This window comes from Pseudenemella bisphenolivorans, from assembly GCF_051133435.1.
Classification (GTDB): Bacteria; Actinomycetota; Actinomycetes; order Propionibacteriales; family Propionibacteriaceae; genus JAAYAO01.
Genome location: NZ_JBPGNY010000005.1, coordinates 365529 through 380458, shown reverse-complemented (window position 1 = coordinate 380458; position 14930 = coordinate 365529). Strand labels below are relative to the sequence as shown.

The 14930-nt window shown below is 65.9% G+C and carries 16 protein-coding genes and 1 tRNA gene; 12 read left to right on the top strand and 5 right to left on the bottom strand.

The window, feature by feature from the left end; translation table 11 throughout:
* Positions 1 to 214 precede the first annotated feature (214 nt).
* From ACR4XW_RS14025 to ACR4XW_RS14015, 3 genes are read right to left on the bottom strand one after another with little or no spacing between them, the layout of a single operon-like run.
* Positions 215 to 961 carry an ABC transporter permease gene (locus tag ACR4XW_RS14025; RefSeq protein WP_434761179.1) on the bottom strand — a complete coding sequence of 249 codons (747 nt, stop codon included), beginning with the start codon at positions 959 to 961 and terminating at the stop codon, positions 215 to 217.
* A gap of 5 nt (positions 962 to 966) precedes the next feature.
* Positions 967 to 1716, bottom strand: coding sequence for an ABC transporter permease (locus ACR4XW_RS14020; protein ID WP_434761178.1), 750 nt, complete (start codon positions 1714 to 1716; stop codon positions 967 to 969).
* Positions 1713 to 2612 (bottom strand): ABC transporter ATP-binding protein, encoded by a 900-nt coding sequence (locus tag ACR4XW_RS14015; RefSeq protein WP_434761177.1) that lies wholly within the window; start codon positions 2610 to 2612, stop codon positions 1713 to 1715. Before ACR4XW_RS14015 ends, ACR4XW_RS14020 begins: the two co-directional genes overlap by 4 nt.
* A 141-nt stretch (positions 2613 to 2753) precedes the next feature.
* Between ACR4XW_RS14015 and ACR4XW_RS14010 the strand changes: the two genes are divergently transcribed.
* Together ACR4XW_RS14010 and ACR4XW_RS14005 are read left to right on the top strand one after the other, a co-directional pair.
* Positions 2754 to 3959 carry a sensor histidine kinase gene (locus ACR4XW_RS14010; protein WP_434761176.1) on the top strand — a complete coding sequence of 402 codons (1206 nt, stop codon included), beginning with the start codon at positions 2754 to 2756 and terminating at the stop codon, positions 3957 to 3959.
* The gene (locus ACR4XW_RS14005; protein WP_434761175.1) at positions 3956 to 4624 is read left to right on the top strand and encodes a response regulator; all 669 of its coding nucleotides are present in this window, start codon (positions 3956 to 3958) and stop codon (positions 4622 to 4624) included. The genes ACR4XW_RS14010 and ACR4XW_RS14005 overlap by 4 nt, the downstream gene beginning before the upstream one ends.
* 44 nt (positions 4625 to 4668) lie before the next feature.
* On the opposite strand, the gene ACR4XW_RS14000 is transcribed toward ACR4XW_RS14005, so the two are convergent.
* A tRNA-Val gene (locus tag ACR4XW_RS14000) sits at positions 4669 to 4745 on the bottom strand.
* A gap of 134 nt (positions 4746 to 4879) precedes the next feature.
* On the opposite strand from ACR4XW_RS14000, the gene ACR4XW_RS13995 reads away from it, so the two are divergent.
* The 7 genes from ACR4XW_RS13995 (at position 4880) to ACR4XW_RS13965 (ending at position 10889) form a co-directional block, all read left to right on the top strand.
* Positions 4880 to 5596, top strand: a complete 717-nt coding sequence (locus ACR4XW_RS13995) for a Type 1 glutamine amidotransferase-like domain-containing protein (protein ID WP_434761174.1) — start codon at positions 4880 to 4882, stop codon at positions 5594 to 5596.
* A gap of 16 nt (positions 5597 to 5612) precedes the next feature.
* Positions 5613 to 6722 (top strand): peptide chain release factor 2, encoded by a 1110-nt coding sequence (gene prfB, locus ACR4XW_RS13990; protein WP_434761173.1) that lies wholly within the window; start codon positions 5613 to 5615, stop codon positions 6720 to 6722.
* 95 nt (positions 6723 to 6817) lie between these two features.
* A complete protein-coding gene (gene ftsE, locus ACR4XW_RS13985) occupies positions 6818 to 7507 on the top strand; it encodes a cell division ATP-binding protein FtsE (RefSeq protein ID WP_434761172.1) in 690 nt (229 codons plus the stop codon).
* Positions 7508 to 7529: 22 nt separating this feature from the next.
* Positions 7530 to 8432: a permease-like cell division protein FtsX gene (ftsX, locus tag ACR4XW_RS13980; RefSeq protein WP_434761171.1), complete on the top strand. Its 903-nt coding sequence runs from the start codon at positions 7530 to 7532 to the stop codon at positions 8430 to 8432.
* Between the two features lie 58 nt (positions 8433 to 8490).
* Positions 8491 to 9954 (top strand): peptidoglycan DD-metalloendopeptidase family protein, encoded by a 1464-nt coding sequence (locus ACR4XW_RS13975; protein ID WP_434761170.1) that lies wholly within the window; start codon positions 8491 to 8493, stop codon positions 9952 to 9954.
* A gap of 180 nt (positions 9955 to 10134) precedes the next feature.
* Entirely contained in the window at positions 10135 to 10632 is a 498-nt protein-coding gene (gene smpB, locus ACR4XW_RS13970; RefSeq protein WP_434761192.1) for an SsrA-binding protein SmpB, read from the top strand.
* A 29-nt stretch (positions 10633 to 10661) separates the two neighbouring features.
* Positions 10662 to 10889: a hypothetical protein gene (locus ACR4XW_RS13965; protein ID WP_434761169.1), complete on the top strand. Its 228-nt coding sequence runs from the start codon at positions 10662 to 10664 to the stop codon at positions 10887 to 10889.
* Here ACR4XW_RS13965 and ACR4XW_RS13960 read toward each other — a convergent pair.
* Positions 10852 to 11523: an ACT domain-containing protein gene (locus ACR4XW_RS13960; protein WP_434761168.1), complete on the bottom strand. Its 672-nt coding sequence runs from the start codon at positions 11521 to 11523 to the stop codon at positions 10852 to 10854. The genes ACR4XW_RS13965 and ACR4XW_RS13960 overlap by 38 nt on opposite strands.
* 71 nt (positions 11524 to 11594) lie before the next feature.
* On the opposite strand from ACR4XW_RS13960, the gene gatC reads away from it, so the two are divergent.
* The 3 genes from gatC to gatB are packed head-to-tail and all read left to right on the top strand — an operon-like array spanning position 11595 to position 14916.
* Positions 11595 to 11930, top strand: a complete 336-nt coding sequence (gatC, locus tag ACR4XW_RS13955) for an Asp-tRNA(Asn)/Glu-tRNA(Gln) amidotransferase subunit GatC (protein ID WP_434761167.1) — start codon at positions 11595 to 11597, stop codon at positions 11928 to 11930.
* Complete coding sequence (gene gatA / locus ACR4XW_RS13950; RefSeq protein ID WP_434761166.1) at positions 11930 to 13429, top strand: Asp-tRNA(Asn)/Glu-tRNA(Gln) amidotransferase subunit GatA; 1500 nt, start codon at positions 11930 to 11932, stop codon at positions 13427 to 13429. The genes gatC and gatA overlap by 1 nt, the downstream gene beginning before the upstream one ends.
* Positions 13426 to 14916, top strand: coding sequence for an Asp-tRNA(Asn)/Glu-tRNA(Gln) amidotransferase subunit GatB (gene gatB, locus ACR4XW_RS13945; RefSeq protein ID WP_434761165.1), 1491 nt, complete (start codon positions 13426 to 13428; stop codon positions 14914 to 14916). The genes gatA and gatB overlap by 4 nt, the downstream gene beginning before the upstream one ends.
* Positions 14917 to 14930: the final 14 nt, after the last annotated feature.

Here is a 14930-nt window from a genome sequence, read left to right as displayed (position 1 = left end):
CGAGCACTACCAAGCCCGTATCCTCCTGGCCAGCGCCCACCGACACGGCAGGCGCTCACCCTTGAATCAGCAGGCCACCACGTTCAACTGCGGATAGCCGCCAAAAGGGCCGGGTGTCGATGTCCCAAAAGGGCGCTAAGCGAAGCGGCGCGGCCATTATGGTCATGCCGACCCGCTCAGTGCCCTCGTAGGACATGAAAGACGCGGTGACCGGTCACCTGAGTTTTATGGTGCGCACTGCTACGAGCGTGAGCAGAACGAACGTCAACGCCAAGCCCAAGGCTGTTGCGATGATCGGAAGGGTGTCACCGGCGGTCAGCCCTCCCGAGCCGGCGAGGGCAGTCGAACCGAGGTTCAGCGCCCGGGTGTTGATGGCTTGTGGCAGTACGTAGCTGAACGGTCGAAGGGTTTCGGAAGTGACGGTGGCGACGCCGACAACGCAGCCGACCAGACAGATCGCCACTGGTGCGGCGAACGACTTCAACAACATGGACAGCAACGATTGGATCGCGATCAGCGGCAGGGCAGCGACGACGGCGATGACGCCAACGAGGGCGAACTGCCACGGCATCTGGCCCGATAGTCGCAGGATGAATTCTCCTGACAATAAAGTGCCGGTGACCAGCACGACCTGCATGAAGGCAACCGGGATGCTGACGACGGCGATCTTCGCGAGAACCAGCTTGACGGGTTGCCGAGTGCTGGTGAGCAGCAGGTTCCAGTTGGTGCCGCGGTGTTCCATCCGCCACACAGTGGCGGTGAGCAAGCCGATGCCGATGGAGTAGAACAACAGCCCGTAGAACAGGGTGGCCTGGGAGGTGAAGGACGCCCACCCCGCGTTGAGTGCCTCGGGGTTGTTGGCGTAGTTGATCGTGCCGGTGGTCACGGCCAGCAGAGGCAGCACCAGAGCGATCAGCCACGTGGTGGATCGCCTCAGTTTGATCAGTTCTGCACGGAGCACGTTGGTTACCTTTCAATGCGGTCGAGGTGGCGCGTGGCCGCCGCGAAGACGACTCCGACGAGGAGGAGGAACCCGACGATCCAGGCGAAAGGCGGGGTGATGTAGGTGATGCGGTCTCCGTCCTGCCCGGCGTGCAGGATCATGGCGTAATACCCCCAAGGGACGAAGCGCACGATGGTTCCGGGCATGAGCAGAGTGAATACCGCGACGAACGCGCCGAGCATGCCGATGCCGACACTGATGAGCTGGTTCTCGACCACCGAGGCGAGCCAGATGTGCAGGGCCAGGAAGGCCAGGTCGACGCCGAACAGCAGGGCGGTGTACCCGACCCACGGCCCGAACTCGAGGGGCACGCGGATGCCAACGGCAATCCCGATCCCGGCGACGAGCAGGCTTTGGACGGTGACCGCCGGAACCAACACGAGGCCCAGGGCAGCGAGCTTGGCACGGCAGAGCAAGCCGGGGCTGTATCCGGCGGTAGACGCCAGGGCCCATCCTCCGGTGTGCTCGATGTCGGTCTGGCGGCTGGCGAGAATGGCCGTGAGGATCGGCGAGGTCATCGCGGCCATGAACCCGTAGCTCGCCAGCAGCCCTGCCCACGGCAGCGCCGCCGGCTCATCGAAGGTGTTGCGAGTGCTGCCCGAGAACAACGAGATGCTGGACAGGGCGGCGACAGCAATGATCAGGAGCGCCAGGATCGGGCCGGTGCGCAGGCGTCGCATCTTGCAGAACTCGAGGCGGATGGCGCGCCTCACAGCAGACCTCCGCGTCCGGTGAGGTCCATGAACACGTCTTCCAGACTCTGCGCCACCCGACGCACCTCATGGATCGGGATTCCGGCCACGGCTAGCTGGTGAACGATCCTCGCGGTCTCGTCCTTGTCGACACCACTCACCCTGATTCCCTCCGGCACCGGTGTCGCGTTGATGCCTTGGGCGAGTGCGGCTCGCGGGTTCGGGGTTTCGATGATGAGATCCGGAATCGAGTGCTCGAAGAGTTGCTCGCGCGTGCCTTGGAAGATCATTCTCCCGCCGGAAAGGATGCCCAGCACGCTCGCCATCTTGTCGATCTCATCAAGCAGGTGGCTGGAGACCATGACGGTGATTCCATGGCCTGCAAGTTGCACCAGCAAGGTGCGGATCTCTTCGATCCCGGCAGGGTCGAGACCGTTGGTGGGCTCGTCCAGGATCAACAGCGCGGGTTTGCGGGCCAAGGCCATCGCGATGCCGAGGCGCTGCTTCATGCCCAAGGAATAGTTGCGGACCAGTTTGTGCTGCTCCTCAGTGAGCCGCACGGTCGCTAGGGCGTGCTCGATCTGCGTGCCCGACAGGTCGAGCATGTCCTGCACGATGCGCATGTTCTCGCGTCCGGTGAGATGGCCGTAACCGGGTGGGGCCTCGATCATCGAACCGATCGAGGGCAGCAATTTCGTGCGCGAGGCATGGGTGAGTGGTTGCCCGAGGATCTCGATGTCGCCGCTGGTCGGCTGGGTGAGGCCGAGCAGCATCTTCATCGTGGTCGATTTCCCCGATCCGTTCGGGCCCAAGAATCCGTACACCGCGCCCTGTGGAACTGCCAGGTTCAGCGAGTCGACGGCGGTGTGGGACTTGAACGCCTTGGTTAGTCCGCGGGTGGTGATGACGCTGCTCATCCATGCCTCGTTTCGATCGTGGGAGCCATGTTCTCCACGATTGCGCGACGCAACGTCCGGCAGATCATGCCGAGGCACGAAGTTCGAGTTCATACCGCGGTATGAACTGCCCGCAGCGCCGAGCGCGTAGCCTGCTGAGGTATGGAATCGTTCGCCCGTCCAGCCGTTTTCGGACGGTTCCTGACCCGGGATCGCCCCTGGGTCGTTGATCTGGCACTGGCCCTGGTTTTCGTCGTCATCGGAGCACTGGGCAGCCCCACGATGTCATGGGCGACAACAACCCAAACGGTCTACACGCTCGTCGTGATCGGCTGCGCGGGCATTCTGGTGATCCGGCGGATCCGTCCGCTGCTGACGCTGACAATCATCGGCGTGCTTCTGGTGGTGCATCTGCTCCTGGTGCGCGAACCGGGAATTTTCGCCGGCGCGGTGTGTGCTCTGGCCATCTACACCACCCAGACCCAACTCGTCCCACCCTGGCGATGGCTCGTCCCGATCGCCATCTTTCTCGGCGCCTGGGCGGCGATCCTGACTGCCCCCGCACTCACCGACAACACTGCATGGGCCACCCGCGCAACGTTTGCCGCTTTCGTCACGATCGTGCTGACCGTCGCGCTCCTGGCCGGGGTGATCCGCCGGGACCGGAAGGCCCGCTATCAGGGTGCTCTTGAGCGGGCCGCCTCGCTCGAGGCCCGCAGAGAAATCGAAACACGGCTGGCCGCAGCAGAGGAACGGGCCCGGATCGCCCGAGAGATGCACGACGTGCTCGGGCACTCGTTGAATGTCATCGCGGTACAGGCCGAGGGCGTTCGCCTGGTGGCCCGCACCGAGCCCGACCGGGCCGACCAGATTCTCGCGGGCATCGGAGAACTCAGCCGAAACGCCGTCGATGACATCAAAGGCCTCATCGACGTGCTCGCCACCGACGACGAGGAGGCCCCGGTGCGCCCGGCGCCATCATTGCGCGACATTCCCATGCTGATCGACGACCTGCGATACACCACGGGACCGATCCGCCTGCAGGTTGAAGGTGACCTCACCCGGGTACCCGGCCCGGTGGGTCTCGCCGGATACCGGATTGTTCAGGAGAGCCTGACGAACGTGCTCAAGCACGCGCACGGTGCGGCGGTGAGGATCCACATTGCCGTCGGAGTTCAACAGGTTGACATCACGATCCTCAACACTGCGACCGCAGACTCGGGCACGTCCACCGACACCGAGAACCGGCACGGCCTGGTGGGGATGCAGGAACGCGCCCGTGCCGTCGGCGGCACTTTGACGGCCGGCCCCGAGCCGAGCACGGGCGGGTGGCGGGTATCTGCGAGCCTGCCGTGGAGCAGGCCGTGATCACCATCGCACTCGCCGACGACGAACCTCTGTTCACCTCGGGTCTGACCATGATCCTGGAGGCACAACCCGATATGCGTGTGCTCTGGCAAGCCGGGGACGGAGCTGAGGCGATCCGCCGCCATGATGAGGAACAACCCGACGTTCTGCTTCTCGACATCCGGATGCCGACACTCGACGGACTGGAAGCCACGAAGCGACTGGTCACGGCCGAAACGTCGAGCAAGATCATCATCTTGACCACCTTCGATACCGATGAGTACGTCCTCACCGCCATCGAATCGGGGGCATCGGGATTCCTCGTCAAGAACACCCCGCCGGAGCAGCTCGTGACTGCAATCCGCACCGTCCATCACGGCGACGCCGTGATCTCTCCCGGTGCGACCCGCAAACTCTTCGCGACGTTCCGGCGCGAGCCCAGAACCGCGATGTCGGTAACGCCCACCGAAGTGCGCCTGGCCGCGCTGATCACTCCGCGCGAGCGCGACGTCCTGACCCTGATCGCACGGGGGCTGACGAATCAGGAAATCTGCGACGAACTGTGGCTGTCGATGCCGACGATCAAGACCTATGTCGGCAACCTGTTGGCAAAAACGCAGTCGCGGGATCGCGTGCAACTAGCACTCTTCGCGCTCCGCACGGGGATCGCCAACCTCGGTTCCTAGGAACCATGGGGTGGCCGTCTCCACCGGAGTCTTTGTGGGATATGTGGTGGGCGCAGAGGGACTCGAACCCCCGACATCCTGCTTGTAAGGCAGACGCTCTAACCAACTGAGCTATGCGCCCGTCGCACGCATGTGCGCAGGACACCATAGTGCACGAATGCCCGTACCGCCTACCGGCACCGGGGCGTGCCGGGTCTGGGCACCGTCGATCGGACCCGTCCGAAACTACTCAATGATTCGTGAGAACATCAGAGCATGACAACGCACATCGTCACTGCCGGCGGCGGAGGATTCTCCATGTCGTCCACCGGCTCGGTCACCCCCCTTGATCACTTTGTGTTGGAACTGGCCGACAAGCCCAAACCTCTGGTCTGCTTCGTGCCGACTGCGTCGGCCGACGATCCGCGATACATCAACAGGTTCCTGACCGCCTACGGCGCGATGGGCGTGCGCACCATGGTGTGCACCCTGTGGCGCGACGCGGCGACCTCGGTGTCGCGGCTCGAAGAAGCCGACGTGATTCTGGTCGGCGGCGGTTCGACGGTGAACCTGATGGCGCTGTGGGACGCCCACGGTGTCTCCCGCAAGATCAAGGACCTGGCCGCCGACTCGCGCAACATCGTGCTGGCCGGCACGGCCGCCGGTGGGGCCGCCTTCTACGACGGCTGCGTGACCGACTCCTTCGGTGACCTGCGGCCGTGGCGCGGCGGGGTGGGCCTGCTGCCGGGCAGCTTCTGCCCGCACTACAACGGTGAGGACACCCGTCAGCCGATCTTCGTCGATGCGATCGGTCGCGGCGATCTGCCGCCCGGTTACGGCGTCGATGACGGTGCCGCGATCCACTACGTCGACGGGGTGATCAAGTCCTACATCGCCGACACGGTGCACACCAAGGTCTACCGGGTCGAGGACTCGCTGTCGCCGACCTCGAGCGGGGTCACCGTTCAGCCGCAGAAGATGAAGGTCGTCTGAGCTAGACTGCCACGTTGTGGCTGTTGATTACTCTGCGCGAATTTCGGAACTGAACCGGGCACTGTCCTCGATCGAGGCGGTGGTCGACGTCGATGCCAAACGCGCCGAGATCTCCGAACTGGAACAGGCGGTCTCGGCCCCCGACCTGTGGGACGACCAGGACAATGCCCAGAAGCTGACCTCCCGGCTGTCGGCGGTGCAGTCCGATGTCGAGCGGGTCGAGAACCTGCGCAGCCGGCTGGACGATCTCGAGGTGCTGGTCGAACTCGCCCAGGAAGAGGGCGACTCCGACACTCTGGCCGAAGCCGACCGTGAGGTGGAGTCGCTACAGGAGGCGATCGACGCCCTCGAGGTGCGCACCCTGCTGTCGGGTGAGTACGACGAACGCGACGCGCTGATCACGATCCGGGCAGAGGCCGGGGGAGTGGACGCCGCCGATTTCGCCGAGATGCTGATGCGGATGTACCTGCGCTGGGCCGAACGCCACGGCTACGGCACCGAGGTGATGGACACCTCCTACGCCGAGGAGGCCGGCATCAAGTCGACCACCTTCCAGATCCGGGCGCCCTTCGCCTACGGCACCCTGTCGGTCGAGCAGGGCACCCACCGCTTGGTGCGGATCTCGCCCTTCGACAACCAGGGCCGTCGACAGACCTCCTTCGCCGGGGTCGAGGTGCTGCCGGTCACCGAGGAAGCCGACCACATCGACATTCCCGAGGCCGACATCCGCATCGACGTGTTCCGGTCGTCCGGCCCCGGTGGGCAGAGCGTGAACACCACCGACTCGGCGGTGCGGATCACCCACCTGCCGACCGGCATCGTGGTGTCGTGTCAGAACGAGAAGTCCCAGATCCAGAACCGGGCCGCGGCGATGCGGGTACTGCAGTCGCGCCTGTTGGAGAAGGCCCGACAGGACCGGGAGGCCGAGCTCAACGCCCTGAAGGGTGACGGCGGCAACTCCTGGGGTTCGCAGATGCGTTCCTACGTGCTGCACCCGTACCAGATGGTGAAGGATCTGCGCACCGACTTCGAGACCGGCAACCCCGACGGGGTGTTCGACGGAGACATCGACGCCTTCATCGATGCGGGCATCCGCTGGCGGCGCAGTTCCGAGGACGAGGACTGATCGACGCGCCCATTCGCTTGGCCGTTTCTTCGGGTTTTCCTGCTTAGACTCGCAAAGCGAGGCCGTCTTCCCCTACCCGGCCTCGCGGCGAGGCCATGATCACTTTCGACAATGTCACCAAGATCTATCGCGGGCAACGCAAACCCGCACTGCGCGACGTGTCCCTGGAGATCGGTGCCGGTGAGTTCGTCTTTCTGGTCGGACGTTCCGGTTCGGGTAAGTCGACCTGCTTGCGCCTGATGATGCGCGAGTACCGGCCCACCAAGGGCTCGGTGGTGATCGACAACCAGGACGTGGGCCGGCTGCCGAGCTGGCGAATCCCGAAACTGCGCCGCCAACTGGGGGTGGTCTTCCAGGACTTCCGGTTGCTGCCCGGCAAGACGGTCTTCGAAAACGTCGCCTACGCCCTGCAGGTGATCGGACGGCCCGGCCGCGAGATCCGCAAACAGGTTCCCGAGGCACTCGACATGGTCGGTCTCGGCTCGCTCAGCGACCGGATGCCCGACGAACTCTCCGGCGGTGAACAGCAGCGCGTCGCGATCGCGCGGGCCTTCGTGAACCGCCCCAAGATCCTGATGGCCGACGAGCCCACCGGTGACCTCGACCCGGAAAGCAGTGTCGGCATCATGAAGCTGCTCGACCGGATCAACCGAACGAACACCACCGTGGTGATGGCCACCCACGACCACTCGATCGTGGACCAGATGCGCAAGCGCGTGATCGAACTGGACGACGGCTACGTGGTGCGCGATCAGGGACGCGGCGTCTACGGCCGCGCGTCGTGATCAGGATCGCGGGAGGAGAACGATGAGGCATATCTGGTCGGAAACATGGACGGGCTTGCGCCGCAACGGTGCCATCACCGCCTCGATCATCGTCACCATGTGGGTGTCGCTGACCCTGCTGGGGGCCGGGCTGTTGCTGCAGCAGCAGGTCAGCCTGATGAAGGGCAACTGGTACGACCAGATCGAGATCTCGGTCTTCCTGTGCAATGCCGACACCGTCGGTGAGAACTGCACCCCGGGACGCGACGTCACCGAGGACGAGAAGGCGGAGATCAAGCGCACCCTGGACGCCAACCCCGAGGTGGCCGAGGTCTTCCACGAGTCGAAGGAACAGGCCTACGAGGAGTTCCGACGCACCAACGAGGACAGCCCGATCCTGGACAGTGTGACCGTCAACCAGATGCAGGAGTCCTACCGGGTCAAGCTGGTCAACCCCGAGGAATACCAATCGGTGGTCTCCGACGTGGCCGGCCTGCCCGGGGTGGAGAACATCCAAGACCTGCGGCAGTGGCTCGAACCACTCTTCCGGCTGATGTTCATGATCCAGGTGGGGGCGTGGATCACCAGTGGACTGTTGCTGGTGGCCGCCATGCTGCAGATCGGCACCACGATCCGGATGGTCGCCTTCGCCCGGCGCCGCGAGCTGCGGATCATGCGTCTGGTGGGTGCCGGCAACGGCTTCATCATGATGCCGATGCTGCTGCAAATTCTTATTTCATCCTTGATCGGAGCCCTGCTGGCGGCTGTCACAATCGTCACAGGAGTCTATTTGCTGACCACCCGTAACTCTGAACCCTCAAGTCAGACTTCAGCCCTAATTGGCTGGGATGAGACGCTTTTTGCCCTTGGAGGGCTTGCAATCGTCGCCATCGTGCTGTCTATATTGCCCACGCTTCTTGCGACTCGGAGGTATCTGCGGGTCTGAGGAGTTTGGGATGGGTCTCTGGGCTCAACCCAACCTGGAGACCTGATGGGGGATATCTGTGAAACGGGAACTTCCCTTCACCCGAGTGGGTGACCCGAAGAACAGCAAGACCTTGGCACGACTGCTGACCGCGATAGTGGCACTACTGATTTCAACCAGCCTGATCGCACCGGCGGCTGCCGACGATCTGGACGACGAACGCGAGCGGGTGGGCCGCGAACTGGCCCAGACCCAGCGCGACCTGGGCGCCTCGGACCAGAAGCTCGGCCAAGCCGCCGCAGCTCTGCAACAGGCCGAAGCCGATCTGTCCGCCGCCCGCGCCGAACTGCAACGCACCCGTGAGGCCTTGGCCGTCGCCCAGGCCCACGACGAGAAGATGGCGCAGAAGCTCGCCAAGGCCGAGGCCGAGTTGGAGCGGGCCAAGGCCAAGGTGGAAGAGGGTCAGCGCAAACTCGATGCCGAGCAGGAGATGGTCGGCAATGTGGCTCGCCATTCGTACCAGAACCGCGCCGACCTGATGCCGATCGCGGTGCTGGTGCAGGACGACTCGATGTCGAACATGCAGACCCGGATGCAGTGGTCGAACACCATGCAGCAGGCCACCGAGGCCGACATGGAGCGGCTGCGTGAGCTCAAGCGCAAGCTCGACGCCGACAAGGCCAAGAAGGAAGCCATCGAGGCCAAGGTCGCCGAAGAGCGCAAGGCCGCCGCCGAAGCCCTGTCGGCCAGCGAAGCCCTCGAAGCCCAGGCGGCTCAGCAGGAGGCCGTGGTCACCGAACGGGTGAACCAGCACGCCGCCGCCAAGACCCAGGCCGAGCAGGCCGTGGCCAAGGACAAGGCCCGCTACGAAGCCCTGAGCGCCGAGCGCGCCTCGGTCGAGAAGCGGATCGCCGAACGCATCGCCCGGCAGAAGGCCGAAGCCGCCCGCAAGGCTGCCGAGAAGCGGGCCCGCGAAGCCGCCGCCCGACAGGCCGCGGCCAAGGCCCGGGAAGCCGAAGCCCGCCGCAAGGCTGCTGCCAGCAAGGCTCCGGTACGTCGTGCGGCTGCCGCGCCGAGCCGAACCACCACTCGTTCTGCTGCCAGCCGACCCGCGGCACGTTCGTCCTCGTCCTCGAGCAGCGGTGGTGGCGGTGGCCTGGTGCGCCCGGTGTCCGGCCCGATCACCTCACCGTTCGGGATGCGGCTGCACCCGGTGCTCGGCTACTGGAAGCTGCACGACGGCATGGACTACGGGGCCGCCTGCGGCACCCCGATCCGAGCCGCCGCGGCCGGCCGGGTCACCGAGCAGTACTACAACGGTGGCTACGGCAACCGGGTGATGATCGATCACGGCAAGGTGAACGGTCGCTACCTGTCCACCTCGTACAACCACCTGTCGCGCTACGCGGTGCGCACCGGCTCCCGGGTTCAGAAGGGCCAGGTCATCGGCTACGTGGGTAACACCGGTTACTCCACCGGCTGCCACCTGCACTACATGACCTGGGTGAACGGCAAGCTGGTCAACCCCTGGTCGTTGTACTGAGTTCGATCACAACGCGCACGTGCCCACCGACGGGGAAGCGGTGGGCACGTTGCGTTGTCGGGAAAGGCACCTGCGTTGTCGGGAAAAGCACGTGCGTTGTCGGGAAAAGTAGTGCGGACGAAGCCCTCGGAACGAACAAAATGACAGCAGGATTTCGCCCCAGGTGCGAAGATGGCCCTCATGGTTAAGGAGAAGGGCCGCAAGATGGTCGCGCAGAACAAGAAGGCGCGCCACGACTATCACATCCACGACACCTACGAGGCGGGGATGGTGCTGACCGGCACCGAGGTGAAGTCGCTGCGGCAAGGGCGGTGCTCGCTCACCGACGCCTTCGCCACCATCGACGACGGTGAGGTGTGGCTGCGCCAGGCCAACATCCCCGAGTACTCCCAGGGGTCCTGGACGAACCACTCGGCCCGCCGCAACCGCAAGCTGCTGCTGCACCGCCGTGAGATCGATCGACTCGAACGTGACTTGGCCAAGACCGGCTCGTCCACCCTGGTGCCGTTGTCGGTGTACTTCCACGACGGTTTCGCCAAGGTCGAGATCGCGGTCGCCACCGGTAAGAAGGAATACGACAAGCGCCAGACGATCGCCGCCCGCGACGCCAATCGCGAAGCCCAGCGAGCCTTGGCCCAGCGCAACAAGCGCAGCCGGGATCGCGAACGGGTCCGCTGAGCCGGCCCCGGGCCACGTAGACTCGTCGCGTGCCGATCTTCACCAACAACAACCTGCACGGCTCCACGCCGCCGCGGGTGAAACCCCGGCTGGGCGAATGGGGTCCGCTGGAGGTGCCGGCTTACCGCGCGAAACGGCGGGCCCGCTGGTTGGTGTGGTTGGCCTTCGTGGCCGCCCTGATCGCGGTCACCCTGATGGGCTGGTACTTCTACGCCCTGCTCACCGGGTCGAAGTTCCTCTGGTTCGAGCTGTACTGAGCCTCTGCACCCCTAGGTGGATCGAACCAGCCAGGTATCGCAACCGGGCCAGTTCCGAATCGAAGAAGACCGGCCCACCGGGGCGTCCGACCAACACCAGGTGTTCGGGATCTTGCGGTACCGGCACCACCGCCACCGTGGTTTCCGGCCAGCCGGGCATCCAGTCGGCCGCCAACTCCACCCGCGCGGGTTCCCGATGCACCCCGACTGCGGCCAACACCGTCTCGGCCGGCTCGGGGGCGTTCGGCCCCACCAACACCGGGTCGCCGTCGGTGGTGAGCACCATCGCCCAGGACGCATGCAGCAACCGCGGCGCTGCCCGCAGCAACACCTCACCGGCCCTGCGGGGGTCGGCCAGCATCTCCTCCAACACCTCGACGTCGGTCACCAGCGAACCGGTCGGGGTTCGGGAGATCCACAGCACCTCCACCTCGTCCAGGCCGTGGCAGGCGCTGATCAACTCGTCGGGCAGCACGCCTGCCGACGGCTCCACCACGAAGTCGTCGACGACCCACTCACCGCCGCGCTGCACGATCTGCACCGACTCGATGTCGGCACCGATCGACCCCAGCGCGGTCGCCACCGCACCCAGCGAACCGGGCCGGTCGGGCAGAATCACTCGCATCAAGAACACCCCTCCAGTGTGCGTCGCGAAATTTCCACCGCCGTGTCACACGTGTTACGCGTGCGTTAAGGGCCGTTAGGATGACGGCTGGCCGTATCGGCAGCAGAGGAGAAGAACACGTGGCATTGAGCGAGCAGGAGGTGGCCAAGTTGGGCCACCTCGCGCGAATCGAGTTGAGTCCGGAAGAACTGACCCTGTTGGCGGGCCAATTGGATGTGGTCCTGCAGGCCGTGGCCCGGGTATCGGAGGTCGCCACCGACGACGTGCCGCCGACCTCCCACCCGCTGCCGCTGACCAACGTCTTCCGCGACGACGAGGTACGGCCGTCACTGCCGGTGGACGTGGTGCTGTCGCAGGCACCCGAAGCCGAGGAATCCCGCTTCCGGGTACCCCGAATCCTGGACGAGGAGGCCTGATGAGCAACGAGATCATCACCGCCACCGCCGCCGACCTGGCCGGCAGGATCGCGGCCGGCGAACTGAGCGCGGTCGAGGTCACCCAGGCACACCTGGACCGGATCGCCGAGGTCGACGGCGAGATCAACGCCTTCCTGCATGTCGACACCGACGGCGCGCTGGCCGCGGCCCGACGGATCGATGAACGCCGCGCCGCCGGGGAGGAACTCGGGCCGCTGGCCGGGGTGCCGCTGGCGCTGAAGGACGTGTTCACCCAGGAAGGGGTGCCCACCACCGCCGGCTCGAAGATGCTCGAGGGCTGGATCCCGCCGTATTCGGCGACCGTCACCCGACGCATCCAGGATGCCGGGATGGTGATCCTGGGCAAGACGAACATGGACGAGTTCGCGATGGGATCGTCCACCGAGAACTCCGCCTTCGGCCCGACCCGCAACCCCTGGGACACCGAGCGGATTCCCGGTGGTTCCGGCGGCGGTTCCTCGGCCGCGTTGGCCGCCTTCGAGGCCCCGCTGGCGATGGGCAGCGACACCGGCGGTTCGATCCGCCAGCCCGCTGCCTTCACCGCGACGGTCGGCATCAAGCCGACCTACGGCGGCACCTCCCGCTATGGCCAGATCGCGCTGGCCTCCTCGCTGGATCAGCCCGGCCCGTGCGCCCGTACCGTGCTGGACGCGGCCCTGCTGCACCAGGCCATTGGGGGCCACGACCCGATGGACGCGACCAGCCTGGCCGACCCGGTACCGGACGTGGTGGCTGCCGCCCGCAGCGGCGACATCGCCGGCATGAAGATCGGCGTGGTCACCGAACTGCGCGGTGAGGGCTACGCCCCGGGCGTGCTGGAGGTCTTCGACCGCACCGTCGAGACCCTCACCGGCCTGGGCGCCGAAGTGGTCGAGGTCTCCTGCCCGCACTTCGAATACTCCCTGGGCGCCTACTACCTGATCCTGCCCAGCGAGGCCTCGTCCAACCTGGCCCGCTTCGACGCGATGCGCTACGGCCTGCGGGTCGGGGACGACGGGATGCGGTCGACCGAGGAAGTGATGCAACTGACCCGCGAGGCCGGTTTCGGCGCCGAGGTCAAGCGCCGCATCATCCTGGGCACCTACGCCCTGTCGGCCGGTTACTTCGACGAGTTCTACGGCTCGGCCCAGAAGGTGCGCACCCTGGTGCAGCGCGATTTCGACGCCGCCTTCGACAAGGTCGATGTGCTGGTCTCGCCGACCACCCCGACCACCGCCTTCAAGCTGGGGGAGCGGGTCGACGACCCGATGGCGATGTACCTCAACGACCTGTGCACCACCCCGTCCAACCTGGCCGGCAACGCCTCGGCCTCCTTCCCGGCCGGTCTGTCGGCCGAGGACGGCCTGCCCGTCGGGGTGCAGGTGGTCGCCCCGGCCCGCGCCGACGACCGTCTCTACCGGGTCGGTGCCGCCCTGGAACGAGAAGTCGGGGTGCTGATGGAGCAGATCGCGAACTACCCGGCAGGAGGGGCCCGATGACCGAACTGGTGGAATACGACGACGCGGTGGCCCGCTTCGACCCGGTGATGGGTCTGGAGGTGCACGTCGAACTGAACACCGCCTCCAAGATGTTCTGCGGCTGCGCCACCGACTTCGGGGCCGAACCGAACACCCAGGTCTGCCCGGTGTGCCTGGCCCTGCCCGGCGCGATGCCGATGGTCAACGGCAAGGCGATCGAATCGGCGATCCGGATCGGTCTGGCATTGAACTGCCAGATCGCCGAACAGTGCCGGTTCGCGCGGAAGAACTACTTCTATCCCGACATGCCGAAGAACTACCAGATCAGCCAGTACGACGAGCCGATCGCCTTCGACGGCTGGGTCGAGGTGGACGTGGAAGGTGAGCCCTTCCGGATCGAGATCGAACGCGCCCACATGGAGGAGGACACCGGTAAGTCGCTGCACGTCGGCGGCAGCACCGGCCGGATCCACGGCGCCTCGCACTCCCTGCTCGACTACAACCGGGCCGGGGTGCCGCTGATCGAGATCGTCACCAAGCCGATCACCGGAGCCGGGGCGAAGGCCCCGCTGGTCGCCAAGGCCTATGTCGAGATGCTGCGCGACCTGTTGCGTGCCCTGGGTGTGTCGGACGTGCGGATGGAGCACGGCTCGCTGCGCTGTGACGCCAACGTGTCGTTGCGTCCCTCACCCGATGCCCCCTTCGGCACCCGTACCGAGACCAAGAACGTGAACTCCCTGCGCAGTGTCGAACGGGCCCTGCGTTACGAGATCTCGCGGCAGGCCGCGGTACTGGACGCCGGTGGCTCGGTGCATCAGGAAACCCGGCACTGGCACGAGGACTCCGGCGAGACCACCTCGGGTCGATCCAAGGAAGAGGCCGAGGACTACCGCTACTTCCCCGAACCGGACCTGTTGCCGGTGGCCCCGAGCCGGGAGTGGGTGGAGGAACTGCGCGCCACCCTGCCCGAACCGCCCGCCCAGCGCCGCAAGCGCCTGCAGGCCGAATGGGGATTCACCGATCTGGAGATGCGCGATGTGGTCTCGGCCGGGGCGACCGACCCGATCGCCGACACCGTCGCCGCCGGTTGTGTCCCGCAGGCCGCCCGCAAGTGGTGGCTGGCCGAGCTGACCCGCCGGGCCAACGAGGCCGGCGTCGAGCTCACCGAACTGGCGATCACCCCGGCCCAGGTGGCCGAACTGCAGGGCCTGGTCGATGCCGGCACGATCAACGACAAGCTGGCCCGCCAGGTGATCGAGGGGGTCTTGGCCGGTGAGGGCGAACCCGCCGCGGTGGTCGAGTCCCGAGGCCTGGCGGTGGTGTCGGACGACGGTGCCTTGTCGGAGGCGGTCGACCGGGCGATCGAGGCCAACCCCGATGTCGCCGAGAAGATCCGTGGCGGCAAGGTGGCTGCGGCCGGTGCGCTGATCGGTGCGGTGATGAAGGAGATGCGCGGTCAGGCCGACGCGGGCCGGGTGCGCGAGCTGATCATCGAAAAGCTCACCTGATCAACTCTGCTCCA

Excerpts from the sequence above, each read along its gene's own strand:
- ACR4XW_RS14015 (WP_434761177.1), bottom strand. The coding sequence starts at position 2,612 with ATGAGCAGCGTCATCACCACCCGCGGACTAACCAAGGCGTTCAAGTCC.
- ACR4XW_RS14010 (WP_434761176.1), top strand. The coding sequence starts at position 2,754 with ATGGAATCGTTCGCCCGTCCAGCCGTTTTCGGACGGTTCCTGACCCGG.
- ACR4XW_RS13995 (WP_434761174.1), top strand. The coding sequence starts at position 4,880 with ATGACAACGCACATCGTCACTGCCGGCGGCGGAGGATTCTCCATGTCG.
- ftsE (WP_434761172.1), top strand. The coding sequence starts at position 6,818 with ATGATCACTTTCGACAATGTCACCAAGATCTATCGCGGGCAACGCAAA.
- ftsX (WP_434761171.1), top strand. The coding sequence starts at position 7,530 with ATGAGGCATATCTGGTCGGAAACATGGACGGGCTTGCGCCGCAACGGT.
- smpB (WP_434761192.1), top strand. The coding sequence starts at position 10,135 with ATGGTTAAGGAGAAGGGCCGCAAGATGGTCGCGCAGAACAAGAAGGCG.
- gatC (WP_434761167.1), top strand. The coding sequence starts at position 11,595 with ATGACGGCTGGCCGTATCGGCAGCAGAGGAGAAGAACACGTGGCATTG.
- gatA (WP_434761166.1), top strand. The coding sequence starts at position 11,930 with ATGAGCAACGAGATCATCACCGCCACCGCCGCCGACCTGGCCGGCAGG.
- gatB (WP_434761165.1), top strand. The coding sequence starts at position 13,426 with ATGACCGAACTGGTGGAATACGACGACGCGGTGGCCCGCTTCGACCCG.